Origin of the sequence: Winogradskyella poriferorum, assembly GCF_050618035.1 — a bacterium.
Classification (GTDB): domain Bacteria; phylum Bacteroidota; class Bacteroidia; order Flavobacteriales; family Flavobacteriaceae; genus Winogradskyella; species Winogradskyella poriferorum_A.
Genome location: NZ_JBODPY010000009.1, coordinates 1 through 25,927, shown reverse-complemented (window position 1 = coordinate 25,927; position 25,927 = coordinate 1). Strand labels below are relative to the sequence as shown.

Annotated in this window: 22 protein-coding genes; 15 read left to right on the top strand and 7 right to left on the bottom strand. The window is 34.5% G+C overall.

The genetic code is table 11. From position 1 onward, the window contains the following. Nucleotides 1-3 precede the first annotated feature (3 nt). From ACRHOC_RS14510 to ACRHOC_RS14480, 7 genes are read left to right on the top strand one after another with little or no spacing between them, the layout of a single operon-like run. The gene (locus tag ACRHOC_RS14510) at nt 4-1,539 is read left to right on the top strand and encodes a helicase HerA-like domain-containing protein (RefSeq protein WP_431159358.1); all 1,536 of its coding nucleotides are present in this window, start codon (nt 4-6) and stop codon (nt 1,537-1,539) included. Nucleotides 1,540-1,567: 28 nt separating this feature from the next. Beyond that, the gene (locus ACRHOC_RS14505; protein ID WP_431159357.1) at nt 1,568-2,128 is read left to right on the top strand and encodes a hypothetical protein; all 561 of its coding nucleotides are present in this window, start codon (nt 1,568-1,570) and stop codon (nt 2,126-2,128) included. A 3-nt stretch (nt 2,129-2,131) separates the two neighbouring features. After that, nucleotides 2,132-2,719, top strand: a complete 588-nt coding sequence (locus ACRHOC_RS14500) for a hypothetical protein (protein ID WP_431159356.1) — start codon at nt 2,132-2,134, stop codon at nt 2,717-2,719. Between the two features lie 6 nt (nt 2,720-2,725). Further along, complete coding sequence (locus ACRHOC_RS14495; protein WP_431159355.1) at nt 2,726-3,097, top strand: cupin domain-containing protein; 372 nt, start codon at nt 2,726-2,728, stop codon at nt 3,095-3,097. After that, on the top strand, nt 3,094-3,924 hold the full coding sequence (locus ACRHOC_RS14490; protein ID WP_431159354.1) for an alpha/beta hydrolase: 831 nt from the start codon (nt 3,094-3,096) through the stop codon (nt 3,922-3,924). The genes ACRHOC_RS14495 and ACRHOC_RS14490 overlap by 4 nt, the downstream gene beginning before the upstream one ends. Continuing rightward, a complete protein-coding gene (rluF, locus tag ACRHOC_RS14485) occupies nt 3,924-4,688 on the top strand; it encodes a 23S rRNA pseudouridine(2604) synthase RluF (protein WP_431159353.1) in 765 nt (254 codons plus the stop codon). The genes ACRHOC_RS14490 and rluF overlap by 1 nt, the downstream gene beginning before the upstream one ends. Then, on the top strand, nt 4,688-5,110 hold the full coding sequence (locus ACRHOC_RS14480) for a VOC family protein (RefSeq protein WP_431159352.1): 423 nt from the start codon (nt 4,688-4,690) through the stop codon (nt 5,108-5,110). The genes rluF and ACRHOC_RS14480 overlap by 1 nt, the downstream gene beginning before the upstream one ends. A gap of 11 nt (nt 5,111-5,121) precedes the next feature. Here the strand turns inward: ACRHOC_RS14480 and ACRHOC_RS14475 are convergent, their stop codons facing one another. From ACRHOC_RS14475 to ACRHOC_RS14465, 3 genes are all read right to left on the bottom strand, one after another. Then, complete coding sequence (locus ACRHOC_RS14475) at nt 5,122-6,000, bottom strand: bifunctional 5,10-methylenetetrahydrofolate dehydrogenase/5,10-methenyltetrahydrofolate cyclohydrolase (protein ID WP_431159351.1); 879 nt, start codon at nt 5,998-6,000, stop codon at nt 5,122-5,124. Nucleotides 6,001-6,023: 23 nt separating this feature from the next. After that, complete coding sequence (gene ffh, locus ACRHOC_RS14470; protein WP_431159350.1) at nt 6,024-7,355, bottom strand: signal recognition particle protein; 1,332 nt, start codon at nt 7,353-7,355, stop codon at nt 6,024-6,026. A 190-nt stretch (nt 7,356-7,545) separates the two neighbouring features. Then, on the bottom strand, nt 7,546-10,161 hold the full coding sequence (locus ACRHOC_RS14465; protein WP_431159349.1) for a hypothetical protein: 2,616 nt from the start codon (nt 10,159-10,161) through the stop codon (nt 7,546-7,548). Nucleotides 10,162-10,254: 93 nt separating this feature from the next. Here ACRHOC_RS14465 and ACRHOC_RS14460 point away from each other — a divergent pair, with 93 nt between their 5' ends. From ACRHOC_RS14460 to ACRHOC_RS14440, 5 genes are all read left to right on the top strand, one after another. Beyond that, a complete protein-coding gene (locus tag ACRHOC_RS14460; RefSeq protein ID WP_431159348.1) occupies nt 10,255-10,773 on the top strand; it encodes an RNA polymerase sigma factor in 519 nt (172 codons plus the stop codon). 64 nt (nt 10,774-10,837) lie between these two features. Next, nucleotides 10,838-11,731: a FecR family protein gene (locus ACRHOC_RS14455; protein ID WP_431159347.1), complete on the top strand. Its 894-nt coding sequence runs from the start codon at nt 10,838-10,840 to the stop codon at nt 11,729-11,731. Continuing rightward, nucleotides 11,724-14,039 (top strand): TonB-dependent receptor plug domain-containing protein, encoded by a 2,316-nt coding sequence (locus tag ACRHOC_RS14450; RefSeq protein ID WP_431159346.1) that lies wholly within the window; start codon nt 11,724-11,726, stop codon nt 14,037-14,039. The genes ACRHOC_RS14455 and ACRHOC_RS14450 overlap by 8 nt, the downstream gene beginning before the upstream one ends. A gap of 144 nt (nt 14,040-14,183) precedes the next feature. Next, nucleotides 14,184-15,341, top strand: coding sequence for an acyloxyacyl hydrolase (locus tag ACRHOC_RS14445; protein WP_431159345.1), 1,158 nt, complete (start codon nt 14,184-14,186; stop codon nt 15,339-15,341). Nucleotides 15,342-15,347: 6 nt separating this feature from the next. Beyond that, nucleotides 15,348-15,893: a YfiT family bacillithiol transferase gene (locus ACRHOC_RS14440; RefSeq protein WP_431159344.1), complete on the top strand. Its 546-nt coding sequence runs from the start codon at nt 15,348-15,350 to the stop codon at nt 15,891-15,893. Here the strand turns inward: ACRHOC_RS14440 and ACRHOC_RS14435 are convergent. Then, complete coding sequence (locus ACRHOC_RS14435) at nt 15,890-17,179, bottom strand: carboxypeptidase-like regulatory domain-containing protein (protein WP_431159343.1); 1,290 nt, start codon at nt 17,177-17,179, stop codon at nt 15,890-15,892. The genes ACRHOC_RS14440 and ACRHOC_RS14435 overlap by 4 nt on opposite strands. Before the next feature lie 98 nt (nt 17,180-17,277). Next, a complete protein-coding gene (gene argS / locus ACRHOC_RS14430; protein WP_431159342.1) occupies nt 17,278-19,053 on the bottom strand; it encodes an arginine--tRNA ligase in 1,776 nt (591 codons plus the stop codon). A gap of 505 nt (nt 19,054-19,558) precedes the next feature. Here argS and ACRHOC_RS14425 point away from each other — a divergent pair. Further along, nucleotides 19,559-21,610, top strand: coding sequence for a tetratricopeptide repeat-containing sensor histidine kinase (locus tag ACRHOC_RS14425; RefSeq protein WP_431159341.1), 2,052 nt, complete (start codon nt 19,559-19,561; stop codon nt 21,608-21,610). 35 nt (nt 21,611-21,645) lie between these two features. Further along, nucleotides 21,646-22,269, top strand: coding sequence for a chromophore lyase CpcT/CpeT (locus tag ACRHOC_RS14420; RefSeq protein ID WP_431159340.1), 624 nt, complete (start codon nt 21,646-21,648; stop codon nt 22,267-22,269). On the opposite strand, the gene ctlX is transcribed toward ACRHOC_RS14420, so the two are convergent. After that, nucleotides 22,270-23,202, bottom strand: coding sequence for a citrulline utilization hydrolase CtlX (ctlX, locus tag ACRHOC_RS14415; protein WP_431159339.1), 933 nt, complete (start codon nt 23,200-23,202; stop codon nt 22,270-22,272). 128 nt (nt 23,203-23,330) lie between these two features. Here ctlX and ACRHOC_RS14410 point away from each other — a divergent pair, with 128 nt between their 5' ends. Then, nucleotides 23,331-25,070 (top strand): M14 family metallopeptidase, encoded by a 1,740-nt coding sequence (locus tag ACRHOC_RS14410; protein WP_431159338.1) that lies wholly within the window; start codon nt 23,331-23,333, stop codon nt 25,068-25,070. A gap of 50 nt (nt 25,071-25,120) precedes the next feature. Here ACRHOC_RS14410 and ACRHOC_RS14405 read toward each other — a convergent pair. Then, the coding region (locus tag ACRHOC_RS14405; RefSeq protein WP_431159337.1) for a T9SS type A sorting domain-containing protein at nt 25,121-25,927 on the bottom strand (807 nt) is incomplete at its 5' end.

The following is a 25,927-nucleotide window of genomic DNA, read 5'->3' as shown; positions in this document are numbered from 1 at the left end:
ACAATGACGAAATCGGATAAATTCAGAAATGATATAAGCCAAGGAAACACGTTTAAAGGCGATTTCATTACACTTGGAGCAGGAATGCTTGATGGTGAAACCATGACAAATGCCTATATAAACGTGCCTTTAAAAACCATGAATAGACATGGGCTTATTGCTGGTGCTACCGGAACCGGTAAAACCAAAACTCTTCAGGTATTGGCTGAAAATTTATCTGAGAAAGGTATTCCGGTGCTTTTAATGGACATTAAAGGTGATTTAAGTGGTTTGGCAAAAGCCAGTCCTGGACATCCTAAAATCGATGAACGTCATGAAAAAATAGGATTGCCTTTTGAAGCCAAAGAATTTCCTGTAGAAATTCTCACTTTATCCGAGCAAGATGGTGTAAGACTTAGAGCCACTATTAGTGAATTTGGACCAGTACTTATCTCTAGGATACTCGATGTAACCGAAACACAAGCAGGTATCATCTCAGTTATTTTCAAATACTGTGATGACAACAAATTGCCACTTTTAGATTTAAAGGACTTTAAAAAAATCTTGCAGTACGCCACAGGTGAAGGCAAAAAAGAATTTCAAGAAGCTTATGGACGTATTTCTACTGCCTCTACAGGAGCCATTCTTAGAAAACTGATTGAAATAGAACAGCAAGGTGGTGATCTTTTCTTTGGTGAAACATCTTTTGATACCCAAGATTTACTGCGACTCGATAAGGACGGACGTGGTTATATTAATATTATTCGATTAACAGATATACAAGACAAACCAAAACTGTTCTCCACTTTTATGCTAAGTCTATTGGCAGAAATCTATTCTACATTTCCAGAACAAGGCGATAGTGGTAGACCAGAACTCATAATGTTTATTGATGAGGCACATCTCATTTTTAATGAAGCCTCAGACGCACTTCTCAACCAAATAGAAAGCATTGTTAAACTGATACGTAGTAAAGGTGTGGGCTTGTATTTTGTAACGCAGAATCCAACCGATGTTCCAGAAGCAGTATTAGGGCAATTGGGTCTTAAGGTACAGCATGCATTACGTGCATTTACAGCAAAAGATCGCAAGGCCATAAAACTAACCGCACAGAATTATCCTGACACTGAATATTATGACACAGCAGAAGTGTTGACGTCATTAGGTATTGGTGAAGCCTTAGTATCGGCATTAGATGAAAAGGGAAAACCAACACCATTGGCCGCAACCTTAATGCGTGCACCAATGAGTAGAATGGATATTCTAACTGAAGCTGAACTTGGTGGTTTATTGGCACAATCTAAATTGGCAAGAAAATACAATGAAGAAATTGATCGTGAGAGTGCCTACGAAATGCTAAACAAAAAAATTGAGCAAGCTGAGGCTGAAGAAGCCAAACGTAAAGCTAAGGAGGAACAAGAAGCACTTAAACGCGCAGAGACTAAGAAACGATCCTCTTCAAAAAGACGTAGCACAAGACAAAACCCAATAGTAAAAGTATTATCTAGTCCTACTGTCATTAGAAGTGTTCTAGGTATTCTAACTAAAATGCTCAAATAACCCCAACTTAAAAATTCCAAATCAAAATATGAGAAATACCACTATTGCACTAATTATAATCCTAATTTTAATTGTAGGTTGTGAAACAGATAAAGCACCTGATCCATTTTTAGTCCAGAAAACACAAATAGGTCTGTTAACGGATTCTACAGAAGTAAAGGATTTAAATACTGTTTTCTTAAATGACTCTGTTGTTCGTTATGTTGCAGGAGATGAATTTGCTGGTTCCGTGAATAGCATTGAGGTCTACGAAAAAGGTGGTAAAAAACTTTTAGACCTTTCTCCAAGAGAAGCTTTAGATTCCACATCTGTTATTTCAAGTATTTCCATTTTAGATAATCGGTATAAAACAGATAAGGGCATTTCAATTTTAAGCACCTTCGGCGAAATAAATGAAGCTTATAATATTTCTAAAATTGATCGCTTAATTGACAACTCATTGGTTATTTCAGTAAATGAGATCAATGCGTCTTTTACTATTGATAAAAACGAACTTCCAACTGCCTTAAGATTTAGTACTGAAAAATCTATTGATCCTATTCAAGTTCCTGGAGACACAAAAATTAAGTACTTCATAATGCATTGGTAACTAATGAAGCAATTAGAAGTAGTTTTAGGATCTCTAATTATTCTGCTAATGGTTTTTAGTCTATTAGTCTTAAAGCCATATGCATCTGCGATACTCACTTTGCTGTGTTTATTTTTAGGAGGTCTTTACTTTTATTTTAGTTTCCTCTTGCTTAACAACATTAGACTTAGACATGCTTTCAAAAAAAACAGTTACGATCACGTAAGTTTATGGCGCTTGTTGGGTACAATTTTTACTGGAGTAGTTTTAGCGCTAGTTGTGATTTATGCACTCTTTAAATTTCAAAGCTGGCCTTATGGTCAAGACGGTCTATCTATTAGTCTTGGTCTTTTAATCCTTGTGATAGCGATTGTACTCCTAAAATTATATCAAACAAAAAACGTTTTTTATAGAAACCTTTTAAAACGGTTATTAATCATTGGGTGCTCAGCTTCAATTTTGTTCTTACTATCTTATGAACAAATACTCGAAATACGATATAGAGATTACCCAGACTATATAAAAGCCGAGAAAGAATTTATGGCTGATCCTACAAATACAATTCTTGAACAACGTGCAAATGAAGAACGTATGAAAATAGATTTAAAGTAAGTTATTTTGAAAGCTAAAAAATACCACATACAAAATTCACCCTTCATCGTGCCAACAAACGATGGAAAAATAATTAAAGAATATTTTGGACTAGCTACCGACGGTAACAAGGATATTAGTATTGCACATATGGTTGCACCACCAGGATGGAGTGAACCATTTCAAACGCCAGAATTTGATGAATTTACTTTTATAATAAAAGGTAAAAAGCAATTTATAATTGAAGATGAAACCATCGTTTTAGAAGCCGGTCAATCTATTAAGATTAATAAAAATACAAGAATACAATACTCAAATCCTTTCACGGAGCCTTGCGAGTATCTTGCAATTTGTACACCAGCATTTTCAATTGAATCTGTAAACAGAGAAGAACAATGAGCAGTTTAGTTGTTAAATCTATAGGCAAAGCATTAAATGCAACGAGTTTAATCTCATCCAAATATGCCTCGAAAAAAGCCTTGAATTTGTTTGCTTCTCCAAGAAAAGGCAGATATAATGAGTCCCAGCTCAAGGTCTTAAATAAAGCAAAATACAAAATGCTTCAGTACGAAAATCATGAGATTGCGACCTACCATTTTAAAGGGAATTCTAAAACTATTTTGTTAGCTCATGGTTGGGAAAGTAATGCCGCACGATGGTCTTATTTATTTAATGATTTGACGGCTCAAGACTATAATATTATCCTCTTGGATGGGCCAGCCCATGGACAATCTGGTGGCAAACAGTTTAATGCCATTCTTTATTCGGAGTTTATCAATGTTGTTGCAGAAGCATTTAAACCAGAAGTTTTGATAGGCCACTCTGTTGGCGGTATGGCTAGTGTTTTCTGTATGCATAATCATGATCTAGATTTTGTAAAAAAGATGGTGCTCTTAGGTGCGCCAGCTCATTTTACAGGTGTGTTTACGCGTTATAAAACAATGATGGGTTATAATCATAGAATTTCTGAAGGCCTTGATCGTATTGTATTTGAACGATTTGGGAAACCTACAGATTATTTTTCTGCCGCTAATTTCACAAAAGATATCCAAGCGAAAGGTTTGATTATCCATGATAAGAAGGATTGTATAATTCCTTATGAAGATGCGCTACTATTTGCTAATAGATATGCTAATTCGGAATTAGTGACCACTGAAGGTTTCGGTCATAGTTTAAGAGATGACTCCATAACACCTTATATTATTGAATTTTTGAATAAAGAATAATGTCTGACAGCCCAAAACGATTAAATAAATATCTAAGTGAAGCTGGATTTTGCTCTCGGCGAGAAGCTGATCGTTTAATTGATGCTGGTCGTGTCACCATAAATGATATTGTCCCAGAAATGGGAACGAAAGTCAACGTGGGTGATGTCGTTAAAGTGGATGGCGAAATTATTGGTGAGCGCAAAAAGGACTTCGTTTATTTAGCTTTTAATAAACCTGTTGGCATTGTCTGCACCACTGACACACGCGTTGAAAAAGATAATATCATTGATTATATAAACTATCCAAAACGTATCTTCCCAATTGGGCGATTAGATAAACCAAGTGAAGGCCTAATTCTATTGACAGATGACGGTGACATTGTAAATAAGATACTCAGAGCAAGCAATAACCACGAAAAAGAATATATCGTTACGGTAGACAAGCCTATTTCTCAAACTTTTATAGCGCGTATGGCTGGTGGTATCTATATTGAGGAACTCGGTCAACGTACTAAGAAATGTGAAGTCAAGAAAATAGATAAGTACACATTTAGTATTATCCTAACTCAAGGATTAAATCGACAGATTAGACGTATGTGCGACTATCTTAACTATAATGTATTGACATTAAAAAGAGTACGAATCATGAACATTAAACTCGATATGCCTTTAGGTAAGCATAGGGAACTTACCCCATCTGAGTTTAAGCATCTAAACACCTTAATCAAGGATTCTAAAAAGACGTACCAACCTAATAATCATCGACAAAAAAGAAATAAATAATGAGTCAACTTTCACCATTTCATTTAGCAATTCCTGTAGACAATATTGAAAAATGTCGAAACTTCTATACCAATATTCTCAATTTTGAAGAAGGCCGTAGTAGCGATCACTGGGTAGATTATAACTTTTTTGGACATCAATTGGTTATTCATTACAAAGCCAAGGTCGAGGATGATTCACACACTAACCCAGTTGATGGCAAGGATGTTCCTGTGCCCCATTTTGGAGTCGTATTACCATGGGAGTCTTTCCATAAATTTGCTGATTTAATAAAGTCAAAAGGAATTGAATTTATTATTGAACCTTATATACGCTTTGAGGGTCAGGTTGGTGAACAAGCCACGATGTTCTTTAAAGATCCATCGGGCAACGCCCTTGAATTTAAGGCTTTTAAAGATAAGTCGCAGTTATTTGCGAAATGATAATCTATTTTTTATTTAGATCTATGTTGCTCTCTAGCTAGTAAGGTGTTCTTTAATAACATAGCAATGGTCATTGGACCAACACCTCCTGGTACAGGTGTAATGAAGCTAGCCTTCTTACTACAATTTTCAAAGTCTACATCGCCCGTAATGTAATACCCTTTTTCTGAATCATCAGGTACGCGAGTAATACCCACATCTACAATTACGACATCATCCTTAACCATTTCAGCTTTTAGGAAATTTGGAATTCCTAATGCAGAAATTATGATATCTGCCTGAGAGGTAATTTGCGTAATATTCTTAGTATGGCTATGCGTCAGTGTCACAGTTGAGTTTCCTGGAAATCCTTTACGACCCATTAGAATACTCATTGGACGACCTACAATATGCGAACGCCCAATAACAACGGTATGCTTCCCTTTAGTCTCTACGCCGTAACGATCTAGTAATTCTAAAATACCAAAAGGCGTAGCCGGAATAAATGTAGACATATCTAAAGCCATCTTACCAAAGTTTGTAGGATGGAAACCATCGACATCTTTATCTGGGTTAACAGCCATTAAGACTTTACGTGTATTAATCTGAGGAGGTAATGGTAATTGAATAATAAAGCCGTCGATATCATCATTATTATTTAAATCTTCAATAGTATCGAGTAGCTCAATTTCACTAGTTGTATTTGGTAATCTCACCATAGTCGACTCAAAACCAACGCGCTCACATGCTCTTACCTTGCTACCAACATAAGTTAAACTAGCGCCATCATTACCGACGATTACAGCAGCTAAGTGTGGTACCTTTTCACCATTAGCTTTCATTTTATCAACTTCGACCTTAATCTCAGCTTTAATGTCGTTACTCGTCTTTCTTCCGTCTAAAATTGTCATTACTAATGGTTTGTTTATTAATGTTATCTCGGCATATTTTTCATCATCTGCATCATACGCTTTCCGCCTCCACCTTGCATCATTTTCATCATCTTGCTCATCTGGGTAAATTGCTTTAACAATTGGTTTACTTCTTGAACCGTCGTACCCGAACCTTTTGCTATACGTTTCTTTCGACTTGCATTTAACAGTGATGGATTTGTACGCTCACCAGGTGTCATAGAATGGATAATAGCTTCTATGCCCTTAAAAGCATCATCATCTATATCAACATCTTTCATCATTTTGCCTGCACCAGGAATCATTCCAATGAGATCTTTCATATTACCCATTTTCTTGATTTGTTGTATCTGCTTCAAGAAATCGTCAAATCCAAATTGGTTCTTAGCAATTTTCTTTTGGAGCTTACGTGCTTCTTCCTCATCAAATTGCTCTTGAGCACGCTCTACAAGTGATACAACATCTCCCATTCCGAGAATACGATCTGCCATACGTGATGGATAGAAAACATCTATAGCCTCCATCTTCTCACCTGTACCAATAAACTTGATTGGTTTATTAACTACCGATTTAATGGATATCGCGGCACCACCTCTTGTATCACCATCTAACTTGGTTAAGATAACACCATCAAAATTTAGAATATCATTAAAGGCTTTAGCCGTATTAACAGCATCTTGACCAGTCATGGAATCCACAACAAATAAAGTCTCTTGAGGTTGAATCGCCTTGTGAATATTAGAGATCTCAGTCATCATAGCTTCATCAACCGCTAAACGACCAGCGGTATCTATTATGACCACATTATGACCATTGGACTTGGCATGTGCTATACTAGCCTGTGCAATAGCAACAGGATCACTATTACCTTTATCACTATAAACCTCTACTCCAATTTGTTCTCCAACAATATGTAGCTGATCAATCGCCGCAGGACGATAAACATCACAAGCTACCAGTAAAGGTTTCTTTGTTTTCTTGTTTTTGAGATAGTTGGCCAGTTTCCCAGAAAAAGTTGTTTTACCAGATCCTTGAAGACCAGACATTAAAACCACACTAGGGTTACCAGAAAGATTAATACCCTCAGCATCACCACCCATTAGCTCAGTGAGCTCGTCTTTAACAATCTTAACCATTAATTGGCCAGGTTGCAGGGTCGTGAGTACATTTTGACCAAGTGCCTTTTCCTTAACTGTATTCGTAAATTGCTTCGCAATTTTAAAGTTAACATCGGCATCTAAAAGCGCTCGTCTTACTTCCTTTAAAGTTTCAGCAACATTAACCTCTGTAATGCTACCATGACCTTTAAGAACGTGTAACGCTTTATCTAACTTCTCACTTAAATTATTGAACATAATCTTTATCTCTTTTAGAAGTTGCAAATTTAAGAATTTACAAGAGATAAACGAATGGGATATCTATAATTATGGGTTGTATAACTTGAGAATTTTGTAATAAAAAAAGAGTTGCTCAGCGGTAGCAACTCTTTTCGATCAACTTAAACTTACTAAAAAATACTAACTTACTTAATAGCGGTTCTTCTTCTTAGTCACAAGTTCTTTCTAATACTATATTTACATCTCCGTTTTGTAATTGTAAAACTTCAGCAGAACACTCCACAACTAACCAACTCCCTGATAGAGCCTGAATTTCTGGTCCAGCAACATTTTCAAAAGTTACTACGACACCGTCTGCCGATCCTGAAGTTGAATAAATGGCTGATACAGTTGTCTCTCCATTAGACATTACAACTACTTGACTATTGGCTTCAAAATCCAATACCCAATTGATTAAATTGTCATCTCCGTTATAACTTACAGGTACCCAAGTACATTCTGCTAAAATTCCATCTACATCACCTTCTGTACAGTCGTTTTGACTACAATCATCAACATATAAGAAGATTGTAAATACTTCAAAACTTCCAGTTTCCGAAACTACTCTCAGGTATACTTCACCTGAACCAGAAACATATGATTCTGTATTGGCAATTGGTGCAACACCAGCTTCAGCGTCAGCAACTGTCTCATGAAAAGTAGCTGTAAAACTGTATGGACAATCTATTAATCCAATGGTATTAGCGGTTAAATTAAACTCAGCCACACCGTTTGGATTAGCACATTCTGCTAGTTCAAAATCATCCAAACAATCGAATACACCTGCACTACAATCCTCTACAATTAAGACAACTGGGTATTTGAAAAACACATCTGGATTATCAAATAAAGCCACTCTCACATAAACCGTCTGTGGGTTTGTTGTATTAGTATAAGCTGTAGCACCTTCTAAAATATCTGTATTTGTTTCTGCACCTGAAGCCGTAGTATGGAAGGAGATGGATAATGTTGCATTACTATCACAATCTGGAACAGCTTCGTAAATGTTGAAAACTGCAAAACCATCATTATCGTCATCACATTCCTCTAGAATATAATCAGGCTCCTCTTCATAACATTCAAATGGATTGACATCATTCTCACAATCACGCTCAAGGATAACATAATCGTCTTCTCTAACCAATTTAAGTCTTTCATCATCACATTCAATAATTTGCCAAGTCCCAGCTAAATTCTCAAACTGAATATCGATATTTAAGGTTAAACCTGCTGGGTTTGATTCTACAGACCAGTTACCTTCTTGCACAACATTACCGTTTAATGATACAAACACATCATAATTTACTGTGAAATCAAAATCAAAATCGATAAGCTCACCACTACCATTGTAGTCTACAACATTCCAAACACACTCCTTAAGATTAATCTCAACCTCTTCTTCTTGACAATAATACTCGTCATCCTCACAGTCTTGATCTAAATAGATGTAATTATCTTCATTAATTAAATAAAGCTCACCATCTTCACATTCTGCAACTTTCCATTGACCATTAAGAACCTCATACTCACCCTCAAATTCTAATGCTAGATAAATGTAACCACCTGATAAAGTTAAATCCCAAGTACCGATAACAGTTTCAGTTCCATCTGCATTAGCACTTAATACTTCACCATTAGGTGTAAAGTAAACGTAAACTGCAAGTGTAGTATCAATTAGGTTTGTCTCTAATAACCATGCACACTCTACAATATCTGTACTTATTTCTGCAACTGAACAGTCTACTTCACTGTTGTCACAATCCTGGTCTAGTTCTAAGACAAAGTCACCTCTTTGGATCTCTAAATAATCATCATCACATTCTGTAATGATCCAAATACCTCCTAAATCCTCTTCAAAAGCGGTAAGATTGGATAGCGTTAATTTTAATCCATCATCTGTATCATTCAATTCCCAATTACCACCTATCGCAGAAGTCGCATCACCTTCTGTAATTTCTAAAGATCCATCTTCATTAAAGATAATCTGGTAATTGTCAAAATCATTAAACTCATCATCTATATCCCAAGGACATTCAACTAATAATTCTGCAATATTATCTTCATTACATTCATACTCTTCATCGTCGTCATCACAATCATCTTCAGCAGCTTCTATGGCTTCTGCTAACTCATTATTAGAGTTAACTTCAATAGTTTCTCCATTAGCATATTCTAAGGTCACTGGATAATTTAAACTTACAATTAAGGCATTATCATCTTCCTCTAATTCTTCAAGGAAATTGTAAAGCTCTTCATCACTACCGATTGAAATTGTGTCGATAATATCGAAGTCTGCATTAAAATTTGAAAATGAAATCGGATAAACGAAATCAATACACTCAATAACATCATCATCAACCTCATCATCACAATCGGTAATGAAGTTTTCTAACTGCTCTTCGTTTTCAATAACGACTTCAGTGTAATCATTAAATATTATGGTGATTGGAAAAATAAAGTCTAATATATCTTCATTTCCATCAAATTCTTCGAATAAATCCTCCAGTTCTTCAAGATCCTCTAGCGTTTCAATTACGATAGTAATATCACTAACTATTACAGTTACTGGAAGTTCTACTGAAAAGCAACTCGCACCATCTAAAACATCATCATAAGCTCCAAAATTAGCGGTAGTATTACTCATTAAACCAGCTAAGGCAGAGGCAGGTGCAATTGTCTCCTGTTCTGAAGGTTCGGAAATTTGTGTTTCTTCATTTTGACAAGCCGTAAAGCTTAAAAGGGCAAAAAAGGCAAGTAGGATTAATTGATTGAATTTGGTCTTCATAACATATTTATTTTGTTGATTCGTTTATAAAACAATTAAGAATTAAAAACTCCTACCCTCCCAACTAATTTTTTTTTAATTTGCCATTATCATATGAGCCAACCTATTAAAGATAACATCTGCAATCAATCTTTGTTTGAGCGTTTCTATAAGAAACACGCCAAGGATCTTTATGATTTTCTTTATTACAAATTTGGTGAACGTTTAAATCCAGAAGACAAAGTACAGGAGGCTTTTATTAAGGTGTGGCAAAACTGTAGTAAAATAACTCCAGATAAAGCAAAGAGCTTTTTATTTACGACGGCCAATAATTTAATGTTAAATGCTGTTGCGCACGAAAAGGTTGTCCTAAAATACAATCAGCAACCACAAAAAATTTCGACCAATGAAAGTCCAGAATTTGTGCTTCAAGAAAAGGAGTACCATGAGAAGTTGCAACGTGCCTTAGCAAATTTGACAGAACCTCAACGTGTCGCATTTTTAATGAACCGTGTTGAAGGCAAACGGTTTAAAGAAATTGCTTCAATTTTAAATATATCTACTAAAGCTGTAGAGAAGCGTATTTATGGTGCTCTAAAAAAGCTTAGAGCAGAAATTGAAGAATTGAAATAAAAAAATTTTTGATCAGAGGGTAGGAAATTTTAGAGTTCAATTGTTTTATGTGTGAACAACGATTATGAAAAGAGAAGATCTCATATTAAAATGGTTAGATAACGACCTAAATTCTGAAGAGCAGAAAGCTTTTGAGCAGTTACCGGATTATGATGAAATTATCCGATTAAACAAGGCTTTAAATAATTTCAAAGCACCAGAGTTTAATGTTGAGAAGAACTTTAGTACTATTCAAAATCAAATGGATAAGACTAGAACAAATACTTCCTGGTTGAAGCCATTATTACGAATTGCCGCTTTACTTGCCATTGGATTTAGTGTTTATTTCTATACAAACAATTTAGACACAAATGTAAATACGAGTATTGCACAGTTGTCTTCTGTTGCATTACCAGATGCCTCTACTGTAGAGCTCAATGCAAATTCTACTCTATCATTCAATAAAAGTAAATGGTCTTCTCAACGTGATGTTTTCCTTAATGGTGAAGCCTTTTTTAAAGTTGCTAAAGGCAAAAAATTCGATGTTATCACAAATGAAGGTATCGTTTCTGTTCTAGGAACTCAGTTTAATGTAAAGCAGAGACCAGGTTATTTTGAGGTTACTTGCTATGAAGGCTTAGTAGCAGTAGAATACAATGGAACATCCTCCAAGTTAGAACCAGGAAAATCCATAATGTTTATAGATGGGAAACAAATTACTATAGAAAAAGAAATTAGCGCTACACCAACTTGGATAGCTGGTGAAAGTAGCTTTAATAATGTCCCATTAAAATATGTTATTTCTGAATTAGAGAATCACTATCAACTTGATATTGATAGTGACAATGTGGACACTACCCGACTATACACAGGTAGTTTTACACATAAAAATTTAGAATTAGCATTGAAATCCATTACAATACCACTAAATTTAGGTTACAGTAAATCAGGTTCATCTATTGTACTTAAACGTGAGTAAACTATTTTGCCGTGTAGTTGTTATACTTTTTATTGTCACCTTCTGTAATTTTAGCTATAGTCAAGGTGACGAACAGGCACCTCAACCTCTCTCAAACATCCTTCAGATACTCGAAGACAGATATGATGTCAGGTTTTCATTTGAACCAAAAACAATTGCTGGCAAAACTGCAGAATTACCAGACGATACGTTAACCCTTAGACAAGCACTAAACACCTTAAAAGCAACTACTAATCTCGATTTTAAATTATTGAGCAATCGATTTATTGCTGTTACACCTTCAGAAATTAAAAGCCAGTTCATAGTTCAAAAGCTTGAAGAAATAGTAATTAAAAACTATTTGACTAAAGGTATCTCAAAAACAAATAATGGTGCTATTAAGGCCAGTACAAAGGCCTTTAATATCCTACCAGGATTAATTGAGCCAGATGTTTTACAAATCATCCAAAAGTTACCAGGAATCATAAGTGTAGACGAACGTATTTCAAATATTAATATTCGTGGTGGCACAAATGATCAGAATCTCATACTTTATGAAGGCATACGCATGTACCAAAGTGGTCATTTTTTTGGCTTAATCTCTGCATTTAATCCTTACCTAACGGAGTCTGTAAATATTTCGAAAAATGGAACTAGCGCCAGATTTGGCAATGGTGTGTCTAGTATCATTGAAATTAATAATTCCGACAACATTAATACCAATTTTGAAGGTGGAATAGGTGCCAATTTACTCAGTGTTGATGGCTTTGCCAAAATTCCTATTTCAGATAAAATGGCACTTCAAGTATCGGCCAGAAGGTCGTTTACAGATCTTTTTGCCTCCTTAACTTATGATGCCTATTTTGACAGAATATTTAGGGACTCCGAATTAAACACCTCTAATAATACCAATACGCAACTTGCCTTAGACGAACGATTTGTATTCAACGATTTTAATCTTAAATATCTTTACGATTTAGATAAAAACTCAAAACTGAGAGTTAACTTCTTTAATATTTATAATGGTTTAGATTACAATCAAGTTTTTACGACTACTCAAAACAATATACAAGAAAGCGAAAGTGACTTATACCAAAATAGTTTTGGAGCGAGTGTGCGATATTCAAAACTATGGAATCCTGGATTTGAAACAACAATAGAAGCCTACTATTCTAATTATGATTTAGAAGCATCGAATAATGATATCACAAATAATCAAACGCTAACACAAGAAAATAAAGTTGAAGATTCTGGTTTTAGAGTTGATCTTACTAAATCTGTAAATGATAACCTTGTCATTAATAGTGGCTACCAATTTATCGAAACAGGCGTTACAAATTTTGAGGATGTTACAAATCCAAATTTCACAAGTTTAATTAAAGAAGTTGTGAGATCACACTCCCTATTTGGTGAGGTAGAGTGGAATTCACTTTCTAAAAAAAGTGCAGTTAGATTTGGTGCTCGAATGAGTTATTTCGACAAGTTTTCTGAAGTGGTAATGGAACCAAGAATCACCTTTAATCAAAAGTTTTATGATCATTTCCGACTGGAAATACTAGCCGAATTAAAAAGTCAAGCCATTACACAAATTATAGATCTTCAACAGGACTTTTTTGGAATCGAAAAGCGACGTTGGCAACTTACCAATGGTGAAGATGTACCTTTAATTAAGAGTCAACAGATTTCTGCTGGTTTAAGTTATGATAAAAATGATCTATTGGTATCTGCAGAGTTGTATTATAAATTCGTTGATAATATCACCGCACGAAGCCAAGGTTTCCAAAATCAGTTTCAATTTATAAATGATTTAGGGTCTTACACCGTTAAGGGAGTTGATTTGCTAATAAATAAGCGGTTTGATGATTTTAGTACATGGCTTAGCTATTCCTATAGCAAAAATGATTACCAGTTTAATGAACTTAACAATGGAAATCCTTTTCCTAATACCTTAGATCTAACACATGTTGCCAATGCTTCCTTTACCTATAATGTTGAGCGTTTAAAAATTGGTCTCGGTATTAACTGGCATTCAGGTAGACCTTATACTGCACCAAGTGCCAATCAAGATGACACTAATGCTACAATAGAGTTTGATGCGCCAAACGGCGAGCGTATAACGAGCTATTTTAGAACAGATATTTCTGCTATTTATGATTTTAATCTTGGTACTAACTTAAAAGCCGAAATTGGTGCATCCATTTGGAATATCTTCAACCAAACTAACATTATAAATCGGTTCTATACTTTAGATTCCGATAATACAATTATCCGTGTGGATAACAGATCCTTAAAGTTTACACCCAACTTAAGCTTTAGAGTAAAGTTTTAGTAATTTTACAAGGAATCAACTAAACTCAATCTCATTAATTCTAAAATAATTTTTCGATTAATACCCTTCTTTTGTTTTGCATCTTTCTTAGGTGCACAGCAAGAAGAAAATTCATCTAGAGAATCTAAATTTATACTTGCCGAATTGCAATTAGGTAAGACATTAGAAGCCAATACCGATTTTCCAGAAACCAGTTTACAAAAGAGTCTATTCTTAAGCTATGGGAGCTACAATTTTAATCCTAAGAAGGAATGGGCTGCGCGCTTACATTATCCTAGAACTGGTATAGGAATAGGTTATACTGATTTTGGAAATTCAGAAAAAGTTGGTCAGGCCATCTCAATTTATCCCTTTATTGAATTTTCGATATTAGAAAAGAAAATTCCCAATCTCAACCTTCAAATAGGAATTGGCACCTCTTATACAAATACACAATATGATGTCATTGAAAATCCATTTAATAGAGCTATAACAACAGATTTAAACTGGACTTTTAGATCATTTCTATACTATGATATTTTCAAAAAAAATAAAATCGATTATAGATTTGGACTTGGTTATTTGCACCATTCTAATGGACACACAAGACTCCCAAACCAAGGCCTCAATTCTTTAGCCTTAAGTTTAGCTGCAAAATTTGATTCAAATCAACAACCAGAAAAACCAAAGAAACCACATGCATTCTCTAAAAAATCTCAGACCTATCTCTCTTGGCGATTAGGATTAGGTCAAAATGTACTGTCCGAAGTTTTTAATTCTAAAAAAGAGGTCTACTCTTTTGCAATGAGTGCAGGGAAAATAATAAACAACACGTTTAAGTTTGGTGGTGGGTTTTATTATCGCTTCTACGAGCATTATTACGATTATATAAACAATGATGGTGCCTTAGTCGAAGAACAACTACCTCAATTTAAAATCAATCCGTTTGGCTATGCTACAAATTTTGGGCTTTTTGCAACTTCAGAGTTATTGCTAGGTCACGTAGGCTTTGAGTTTGATTTAGGTCTAAACATTTACAAACCATTTTATCAAATAGATTGGCAACTCAACCAAGGCTATTCTTTTGAAAACTCCAATGGTGAAACCATTGTGGTATTAGGTGAATTAGACTGGTATTACGAAATAAAAAGGACGGTTTCATCAAGAATGGGATTAAAATATTATCTATGGTCTACTACAAACAGTCCTAAACACAATATGTACATTGGCGCACATATAAATGCCAATCTTGGACAAGCAGATTTTACCGAACTTAGTATCGGTTACACCTATAGATTTAATTATAAAGAAAAAGAAAACTAATCAGTCATGACAGAACAAGAATTCTACAACTTAAGATTTCCAATAGGAGAATTTGCGAAACCAGAAACCATAACAAGTAACCATATTAAAGAATGGATAAATCATATTGTAGAACTTCCTATAGCTATTGTAGATATAACAGATAATTTAAGCGAGGAAGAACTTAATTATAAATACAGACCCGAAGGTTGGACCATAAAACAAGTTGTTCATCATTGTGCCGACAGCCACATGAACAGTATTATACGATTTAAGCTAGCACTTACAGAGCATAGACCAACCATACGTCCTTATTTTGAAGATCGTTTCGCTAAGTTACCAGATTATAACGAACCTATTGATACGGCAATCTCAATCTTAAAGGGTGTGCATCACAAATTAGGTGTTCTTCTAAGAAGTCTTGAGGGCGAGGATTTAAAGCGTACTTTTATTCATCCTGAACACAATAAGGTTTTCACAATTGAAGAAACCATTGGTGTCTACGCATGGCACAGCAATCATCATTTGGCCCATATAAAACAGGCTTTAAAATATCAAGGTAAATTTAACTAAGGTCTGCTGTCCTTTGTTCTTTCTTGTTCTTTTTTGATGTTTTTTCGGATTTTTTCAATTGCAGACTCAATAGATTTATCGGGTTCAATCAAATTATATTCACCCCAAAAATCTGGATCTGAGAATCCAGATATAGCATCAGTAATAATGACTGTTGGTCTTAACTTGTCTTTAGCCTTAATCCTTAAGTCGTCAGTATTTAGTTCCCAATCCGTAACTGCCATCTCACTTGATAAAGAATAAACCTTATTAAAAAGCTCACGCTTCTTATTGACTTTAAATCGTAAATTTAGATTAGAATAACTGTAATACCACTTACCGCCTTGTTGCTTATAGTCTACTTTGTAATTTGCTTCTAAAGGATAAACTACTATATCCCTAGGTTTGCGCTTAACCAATAAATTCCTTGACCTTCCCTTATTACTGACATCTAACGAATAATTTGCACTAACTAAAGCTAAGGTCTCCACATCAACGTATAGTTTCCCATAATAGCTTAAATCTAAGGTTTTGTTTTTAGGTCTAAAATTAACCACATATACATTCCTATTATTAACTGTTGATGGTGCATCAAATGAAAACCTGTAGGTCTCAATAGATTCTTCAGTAAAAATATATTCTGGATATTTCATAATATCTAGATAAAGTGTAGAAAACGGACCTCCTTGAAGCTTTACAGAAACAGTATCTAAACGTTTATAATCAGTACTTTTTCTGGCTTTACCTAAGGTAACAGCATCACGATAATCTGAAGTGTAAGGTTGCTTTAAAATATTTACAATAGCCTCTGTTAATGAGACGTTTCTACTTCTTCGCTTAATTGTCTCACGATAAAATGCTGTCATGTACACACTACGATTCTGTATAGTTTTACTTTTTTCAGCAAAGACCTTTCTTACGAGTTTATTTGCATCCTTAAAAGCGGCTATATTAACTTCTGAGAGTTCTGTATAGGCCTCATCTAATTTTATGACAGACACATTATCAGAAAGACTATTTAGATTAATAACTTTCTTGGTGTAACCTAATAAAGCAACGACGAGTTTAGAATTTATAAATTCTTCTGGTACCTTTAATAAAAACTCACCTTCAGAATTCGTAACCACACTGATATTCGTTTCTAAAACATTAAGACTTACATATTCTAGTGGTTTATTGTTTTTGGCATCTACAACCTTTCCCTTATATTCTGAATATGTACTTTGAGCATATATTGGTGATAATAGAAGTAACATCAACCCAACACAAATTACACTCAATTTATTAGTGAAAAATAACTGTTTCATAACTGCTTGCTTTTTTAATTATAACCAAAGTTAAAGATACAAAAAGCGCAAATTTTTATACGCCAAAAAATGGTTAAAATATTGTTGCAGCTAAAGACCTACATACGTTCAGGAACTTCAATTCCTAAGACACTAAAGGCATTTTTTACAGTTTGACCCACCATTGCAGATAAAGACACTCTAAAGGATCTTTCGTCAGCTGAACTTGCACCTAAAATTGATACATTCTGATAAAAAGAATTAAAATCCTTTACAAGATCATAAGTGTAATTTGCAATTAATGCAGGACTATGTTGACTCGCAGCATTTTGAATAATCTCTGGAAACAATTGTAGTTGTTTAAGAAGCTGTCGTTCTTTTTCATGAAGTTTTATTGTCCCTATTTCACCAGTATTTTGTACTTCAGATTTTCTTAAGATAGATTGTATTCTGGCATAGGTATATTGGATGAATGGCCCTGTATTTCCCTGGAAATCTATAGACTCTTTCGGGTCAAACAGAATTCGTTTCTTTGGATCCACTTTTAAGATATAATACTTTAAGGCGCCGAGTCCAATGATCTTATAAAGATCTTTTTTCTCTTGCTCATTGTAGTCATCTAATTTACCAAGCTCTTTAGAAATTTCCTCTGCCGTAGATGCCATTTCAACAATTAAATCATCTGCATCGACTACCGTTCCTTCTCTACTTTTCATTTTACCACTTGGTAAATCGACCATTCCATAGCTAAGATGAAATAAATTTTTAGCCCAATCGAACCCTAATTTTTTAAGGATTAAGAATAAGACCTTAAAATGGTAATCTTGTTCATTCCCTACAGTATAAACCATTCCACCAACATCAGGATAATCTTTTATTCGCTGAATTGCCGTACCGATGTCTTGGGTCATGTAAACCGCTGTTCCATCACTACGAAGAACAATTTTTTCATCTAGTCCATCCTCCGTAAGATCACACCAAACCGAACCATCTTCCTTTTTAAAGAATACACCAGTTTTTAATCCTTCAGCAATAAATTCTTTTCCTAATAAGTACGTGTCACTTTCGTAATAATAAGCATCAAAATCAACACCAATTGCCTTATAGGTTTCTTCAAATCCATCATAAACCCATTGGTTCATCATTTGCCATAATGAAACGACATCTTCATCACCAGACTCCCATTTACGCAACATTTCCTGCGCTTCTAAAAGTATTGGTGCGTTCTTCTTGGCTTCTTCTTCAGATTGCCCTTGTGTAATCAATTCTTGAATTTCAGCTTTGTACGCTTTATCAAATTCAACATAATAATTACCTACCAATTTATCACCTTTTAGACCAGTGGAAGTCGGTGTTTCTCCCTTCCCATATCGCTTCCAAGCCAACATACTTTTACAAATATGTATTCCACGATCGTTTATGATTTGAGTTTTGTAGACTTTTTTACCTGAGGCCTTTAAAATTTCAGAAACACTATAGCCCAACAATACGTTTCTAACATGTCCTAAGTGTAGAGGTTTATTAGTATTTGGCGAAGAATACTCTACCATTACAGCCTTATCATCCTTTGTATTTACAAAACCAAATGATGTATTTTGACTAACTTCATTAAAGAAATTGAGGTAATAGCTATCTGCTATTTCAAGATTTAGAAATCCCTTAACGACGTTAAAGCGTTCTACCAGATCAACATTATCTTGGAGATAAGCACCTATTTGTTCACCAATAACCACAGGATTGCCCTTAACCACACGCAACATTGGAAATACTACAACCGTAATATCACCAGCAAATTCTTTGCGAGTGGCTTGAAATTCGACCGTTTCAATATTGGCCTCATATAATGTATTGACCGCTTCTTTTACATGAAATTCAAGTGTCTCCTGTAGATTCATAATTTGACAAACAATTGTTATTCTAAACGCCTGCAAAGATAGCAGTTTTATCCGTTAATGGCAGATTGACCTAGACATATTTAATCGCATAAAATTCCTATTATTATTTCAACTTTTCTAGATGTAAAATGCAATAACAACTCAATATAATATTGGATTGCATCATGTCTATATAATTGATTATCAATAATTTAAATCACATGTGCATTTCACCGATAAAATGGTAGTTTTTCTATGATTTTTGCCGTTAATCGATTTAGTATTTTTTTATAGAATTTTATGTGGCTCTTTATCTAAAATATTGGTATTAAAACCCGATAATTAGCGATTTTGAGCACATTGTGCCATTTTTGAGTAGCTATTAACAAATGTCCCAAACTTTGATGAGGCTTAAAGATCAAACATTAACAAAATTGTTATTGTTTTGCGTGAACTTACCTTTTGTATTTTTATATAAAAGCATACCAACCAAAAACAAAACAATTTGCAGTAACACTTCAACAGCATGAAGTGGTTACTAACATGCTTGTTATTTATCGGTTCATTTTTTGCCTCTGCTCAAAATGAAAAGATAGATTATTTAACTGTTCAGCTTGCCTATCAACAGCAAGATACAGTTAAGGTTAATCTTTCCATAGAACTTATCGAAGAACTCTACAAGGCTGAAGATTACAAAAAAGCATTACTCTTCATAACCGAAACAGCTAAACTTGCAGAAAGTTTAAACTATGTAAAGGGTCTGGCTGAAAGTACTTACTACCGTGCACTCATTTACAGTAACCGCAATGATTACTTTAATGCCATTGATAATTACAATAAGTCGAGACTGTATTTTCAAAAAATAAAGGACTCATTGGGTATTGCCAAGGTCAGCAATAGCATTGGCTTGATTGAAATAAAGCGTGGCAACTACATTGTAGGATTAAAAAATTCATTATCTGCAATTGAAATTTTTGAACAAAAAGGACTTAAGGATGAGTTGAGTAAAGCCTATAACAACTTAGCAGAAGCGTATTTTAAAACAAATCAAATTGACAAGGCCATTGATTTTAATTTCAAGGCACTCGAAATAAGAAAACAGATTGACGACAGAGACGGTGTTAAACTATCAACCAAAAATATTGCGGATCTATACTCAGTAAGAAAGGAGCATCGTAGAGCTATAGAATACTATGAAAAAGTTCTAGATATGATCCCTCAGGATTCTGATCAAGAACTACGAGGTGAGATCTTACCAAAACTAGGTAGCGAATATCTACAATTTAAAGAGTTTGAAAAAGCTTCAGAATTATTGGTTGAGGGTCTTAAATACAATAGAAGACAAAATAATCAAGAAGGCTTACTCAGAGCGCTTAACGCCATAGGTAATTTAAACCTTATGCGTAAAAAAGTTAGACTTGCAGAAACACAATTAAACGAGGCTTATGCCATAGCCCAGAAGATTGATAACAAAACAGAATTACTAGAAAATTACAAGTTGCATATAGCCTTAGATTCTACAAGAGGTTACTTTCAAAATGCATTTTTCTGGCAGAACAAATACTATGATTTAAAGGAAGAAGTGGCGCAAGAAGAACAACAAGTTTTTCCTTCAGACTTTGATTCTTTAGACATAGAAGATAATGATCCATTTGTTGATAGCTCAAATTCCATCGTTAATGACGATGGAAAAGACAATTGGTTAAGCAAGAATCCTCTATATCTTTATGGAGGAATTCTTGCTTTAATAATACTTTTAGGCCTTTTGATTTATGCTTTATCAAAACTTAAGACATTAAAGAGTAAGGTTGATGAGCAAAATGAGGCATTGGAACTCGAAAAAATTAGAAATGATGCCATATTAGAGCAAACACATCATTTAGAAGAAGTCAATCAAGTAAAGGACAAGCTATTCTCTATAGTTTCCCATGATTTAAAAGATTCGATTTCTTCCATCAAAGCGTTTTTAGACTTACTAAAAGAGGACAGTATTTCGAGAGAAGAATTTAATGATCTTATACCTGAGCTTAGCGAAAATGCCAACAACGCTTCTGCCCTACTTTTTAACCTATTGAATTGGTCAAAATCTCAACTTCAGAATTTAGAACCTAAACAAGAACATTTTAATATTCAAGAGGTTTTCCATAACAAAATTGCATTAGTAGAGCAAAAAATTGAGGATAAGCGCATTGTTCTTATTGATGAATCACAGCGCGACTTTGTCTATGCAGATAGAAGTATGATTGAAATTGTAATTCAAAACCTTATTACAAATGCCGTTAAGTTTAGCAGAACTGGTGATGTTATAACTGTTTCTAATCAGGATGTTAATGGCAAGGCTCTCATCTGCGTAGAAGATACAGGTGTTGGTATTTCTAGAGAAAATCTAGACAAACTCTTTAAGGCAAATAAAAACTTCACAACTATTGGTACAAAAAATGAGAAAGGTACTGGTTTAGGTCTCACCATTGCTAAAGATTTAGTCGAATTGAATAATGGTAGAATATGGGTTGAAAGCACGCTTAACGTTGGAAGTAAATTTTTCATTGAATTACCCAAAGAAGGCCCTTCAAATTAAAATCTTATATTGAGGTATCTAATTCAAAAGACCTCATGAGAATACTCTTAATATTATTATTAGTTTCTGGCACTATTGTTAGTTGCAAAAACAGTAACTCCTCACCTGTCGAAGACAAAGAATTAACAGAACTCTTTTCTTTAATGCAAGGCTCATTTAATTCAGAGATACAATCGCAAGTAGATTCATCTTATTATAACATTTCTCTTCATATGTATCCTATTTGGCAAGATAAAGGTAATTTCCTTTACGTGGAACAAGCGCTTAACAGCATGCAAGATAGGCCATATCGTCAGCGTATTTATGAGATTACCCGTCTTAGCGATAGCACCTTTAGTTCTGCAGTATATAATTTAGACACAGATTCTTTATGGATTGGCAAATGGAAAACACCAGTGGCTTTTGATGCTATTTCAAAATCTGATTTAATGTTAAAATCTGGTTGTGAAGTTGTTCTTAAACGCATCGATAAAAATCACTTTATGGGTAGCACTGGCGAAACCTCTTGTGCTAGTTCGCTTAGAGGTGCGTCTTATGCTCAAAGCGAGGTTGAAGTTTTAGAAGACAAGATTATCTCGTGGGATCGTGGCTTCGATTCAGAAGGAAATCATGTCTGGGGAGCAGAAAAAGGTGGTTATATTTTTAACAAACTAGATTAACTAGGCTCGCGGTAAAAATACTTCGGCCATCATACATCTCGCGCTTCCACCACCACAAGTTTCTATGGTTTCTAGTGAACTCGAAACTATGGCACAATGGCGCTCTATTTTGCTTACTTGCTCTTTGGTCAAACTATTATAAGCAGCACCACTCATAATTAGAAATCGTTTATCATCTTGACCTCTTAATTGTAACATATTACCAGCAAAATTGTGCATTTGTGATTCTGAAATTGAAATAATCTCTTTGCCATCACTTTTTAGATGCTTCACTACATTTTTGCGCTCTTTTTTGTCATCTATGCTATCTAAACATATCACCGCAAAATTTTCGGCGATACACATCATCACATTTGTATGATAGATTGGTAGTCTTTTGCCATCAACCGTTTGGTTAGCCGTAAAGATCACAGGAGTATATTCGAAATCTTCACAGAACTCTATGAAAAGATCCTCGTCTGCTCTTGGTGATAATGCACAATAGGCTTTTCTATTCACACGGTCTAAGATGATACTGCCTGTCCCTTCTAAAAAAACACCTTCATCTTCTGCACCTGTATAGTCGACAATATTATTTATCTTAAATCCTTCTTCTTCTAACTTTATAAAGACTTCCTCACGACGCTCCAATCTTCTATTTTCAGCAAACATGGGATAAATCGCAACATCTCCATTATTATGAAAGCTTACCCAATTATTTGGAAAAATAGAATCTGGTGTATCCATCAATTTATCATCACTTACAACAACCACATTAATTCCGACGTCTCTCAGTTTCTCAACAAATGAATCAAATTCATGCTGTGCTTTTGCATTAATCTCAGCATTCTTAATTTTCAATTCCTCTTGAAAATAATTATTGATAGCTGTTTGCTCATTCATCCTAAAATTAATAGGACGAACCATTAAAATGGTATTTGTGGTTTGTTGCATTAGATTTTGTTGAAAGTTGTGCAAAATTACTCAATTTTTGGGGATCGAAAATACACATTCGAGAAGTTATTCTGCTATAAAATTTTTAAGTTTGAAATCATTATTGGTCTAACCTTCATATCAATTTCATGAAAAAAATAATACTGCTATTTGTTCTTTGTTCTGCCTGCTCTAATAATTCTAAGGTCGCAGATAACCTTGATTTTGAAACACGATTTGAGACATCAAATGGTCTTGAAACTGCGACCTATGATCAAACCATTACTTATTATAAAAAGTTGGCCGATTCATATAAGGAAATTTCAATTAAAGAAATGGGGAAAACCGATTCTGGCGAGCCCTTACATTTGGTTACGCTTAACATGAATAAAAATGGTGACGATTTCGACGCATTACGCAAAGACCACAGAATTCTGCTCATAAATAATGGTATTCATCCAGGAGAGTCTGATGGTATCGATGCAACTATGATGCTATTTAGAGACATTGTTCAAGATAAAATTGAAGCTCCTAAAAACACAATAATCACCACCATTCCGATTTATAATATTGGTGGTAGCCTTAATCGTAATTCTGGAACTAGAACCAATCAAAATGGTCCAAAAGAATACGGTTTTAGAGGTAATGCACGTAACTATGATCTCAATAGAGATTTTATAAAATCAGATACCAAAAACGCTCAAGCTTTTGCTGAAATATTTCATCTCGTAAAACCAGATGTTTTTATTGATAACCATGTCAGTAATGGAGCTGATTATCAATATACACTTACACATTTATTTACACAACACAATAAACTAGGTGGTGATCTTGGGGCATATCTACATAATGAAATGATGCCTGCACTGGAGTCGAAATTAGGGTCAAAATCATGGGATATTACGCCTTATGTTAATGTATTTAATCGCACACCCGATTTAGGATTTACACAATTTATGGACTCACCGCGTTATTCAACAGGTTACACCACTTTGTTTAATACATTAGGGATGATGGTAGAAACTCACATGCTCAAACCTTATAAACAACGTGTTGAAGGCACCTATGAACTTATGCTCAGTATGATTGAAATAATTGAAGAGGACAAGGACAAAATAGAATCCTTAAGAAGCAATAGTCTTGGCACTTGGAAGGTTGGTGATTATTACCCTGTAAACTGGGAGGTTGATACAACACAATTTTCCACTCTAAATTTTAAAGGTTATGAAGGCAATATGATCGAAAGTGATCTGACAGGCGCTCAAAGATTAAAATATGATAAATCCAAACCGTTTACTAAACCCGTCAAATATCAAAATTACTTTAAACCTAAAGCAGAAATTGTAATACCAAAAGCTTATATCATTCCAAAAGGCTGGCATAACGTAGTTTCTTTGCTAGAACTAAATAATATTGAATTAACAAGGATTGATAAAGACACAACCTTAACAGTTGAAGCCTATAAGATTGAAGATTATAAAACCAGAAATAGACCTTATGAAGGACATTACCAACATAATAATACTCAGGTGAGTACAACAAAAGGTGATATTTTGATAAAGGCTGGTAATTATATTGCCTATACCAATCAACCAGGCATGCGCTACTTAATAGAGACCTTAGAACCAACTGCTGTAGATTCATTTTTTAATTGGAATTTCTTTGATACTATACTTCAACAAAAGGAAGGGTTTTCACCATATGTTTGGGAAGATAAAGCGAAACTTTTACTTAGAACTGACCCTAAACTTCAAATAAAATTCAATCTTAAAAAGACATTAGATAAGGAATTTGCTAATAACTGGTATGACCAATTAGATTGGATTCATAAAAATAGTAAGCACTATGAAAAAGCACATTTACAATATCCTATACTAAGAATCCCATAAAAAAAAGCCACCAAAAAATGGTGGCTTTTCTAATATATAGAACTTAATAATTAACGTTGTACTTGTACTTTAGTTGTAAAGTTTCTATACTCTGAATTAAGTTGAACAATATAAGTTCCATTGCTAAGACCCTTCATATCTATGTTATGTAGGTCTCTAGAAATTGAGTTCAATCTACCCGTCTGAAGTAAACGTCCTTGCATATCAATAATTGAAAAATCAATGGTTTCTCCATCTAAAATAGTAGTATTGATATTTAATTCTGTTCTTACAGGATTTGGATAAACATCTGTCTCTATTAACTGAGCCAATACATCTTTTGCAAAGCTATCATAACTATCATATTGGTTTACCCAATCATTCACAGTGTCGGAATTTGTATCTCCATCTTTTCCATAGAATCCACCGAAAATATTACAAAAGAATCCTGGTAATGCCAGTATTACAGCACCTCTCACATCTAGAGACGCACAAATCTCACCACCTCCTTGTTGTAATAACGGCAATACATCAAATGCGGTTGTCGTTCCTAATTCTACAATACTTAAATCTAAAGTACTTGGGTCATAGACTAAACTATGAATTCTGTAGAACCCTACTTGATTAACTTCAAATTCTGGAGTAGCTGAAACGTTAAGAATAGTAAGGTTAAAAGCATTTGTTAAAACATATAGTTGCTGATAACCTGCCGGAATTACGGCTGGTGCGGCCTGAAAAGCACTTACGGTTGCTACACCTCCACTAATACACGCTAATGGATGATATGTTTTCATTCTACCTGCATGTGCTAAGCATTGCTCAACCTCTTCCTCTACATGGATTGGTGCGCCTGGAACATCAAGCGATGCACATAAATC

Coding starts and splice junctions, on each gene's coding strand:
- ACRHOC_RS14510 (WP_431159358.1), top strand. CDS start 4: ATGACGAAATCGGATAAATTCAGAAATGATATAAGCCAAGGAAACACG.
- ACRHOC_RS14505 (WP_431159357.1), top strand. CDS start 1,568: ATGAGAAATACCACTATTGCACTAATTATAATCCTAATTTTAATTGTA.
- ACRHOC_RS14500 (WP_431159356.1), top strand. CDS start 2,132: ATGAAGCAATTAGAAGTAGTTTTAGGATCTCTAATTATTCTGCTAATG.
- ACRHOC_RS14490 (WP_431159354.1), top strand. CDS start 3,094: ATGAGCAGTTTAGTTGTTAAATCTATAGGCAAAGCATTAAATGCAACG.
- rluF (WP_431159353.1), top strand. CDS start 3,924: ATGTCTGACAGCCCAAAACGATTAAATAAATATCTAAGTGAAGCTGGA.
- ACRHOC_RS14480 (WP_431159352.1), top strand. CDS start 4,688: ATGAGTCAACTTTCACCATTTCATTTAGCAATTCCTGTAGACAATATT.
- ACRHOC_RS14475 (WP_431159351.1), bottom strand. CDS start 6,000: ATGACAATTTTAGACGGAAGAAAGACGAGTAACGACATTAAAGCTGAG.
- ffh (WP_431159350.1), bottom strand. CDS start 7,355: ATGTTCAATAATTTAAGTGAGAAGTTAGATAAAGCGTTACACGTTCTT.
- ACRHOC_RS14465 (WP_431159349.1), bottom strand. CDS start 10,161: ATGAAGACCAAATTCAATCAATTAATCCTACTTGCCTTTTTTGCCCTT.
- ACRHOC_RS14460 (WP_431159348.1), top strand. CDS start 10,255: ATGAGCCAACCTATTAAAGATAACATCTGCAATCAATCTTTGTTTGAG.
- ACRHOC_RS14455 (WP_431159347.1), top strand. CDS start 10,838: ATGAAAAGAGAAGATCTCATATTAAAATGGTTAGATAACGACCTAAAT.
- ACRHOC_RS14440 (WP_431159344.1), top strand. CDS start 15,348: ATGACAGAACAAGAATTCTACAACTTAAGATTTCCAATAGGAGAATTT.
- ACRHOC_RS14435 (WP_431159343.1), bottom strand. CDS start 17,179: ATGAAACAGTTATTTTTCACTAATAAATTGAGTGTAATTTGTGTTGGG.
- argS (WP_431159342.1), bottom strand. CDS start 19,053: ATGAATCTACAGGAGACACTTGAATTTCATGTAAAAGAAGCGGTCAAT.
- ACRHOC_RS14425 (WP_431159341.1), top strand. CDS start 19,559: ATGAAGTGGTTACTAACATGCTTGTTATTTATCGGTTCATTTTTTGCC.
- ACRHOC_RS14420 (WP_431159340.1), top strand. CDS start 21,646: ATGAGAATACTCTTAATATTATTATTAGTTTCTGGCACTATTGTTAGT.
- ctlX (WP_431159339.1), bottom strand. CDS start 23,202: ATGCAACAAACCACAAATACCATTTTAATGGTTCGTCCTATTAATTTT.
- ACRHOC_RS14410 (WP_431159338.1), top strand. CDS start 23,331: ATGAAAAAAATAATACTGCTATTTGTTCTTTGTTCTGCCTGCTCTAAT.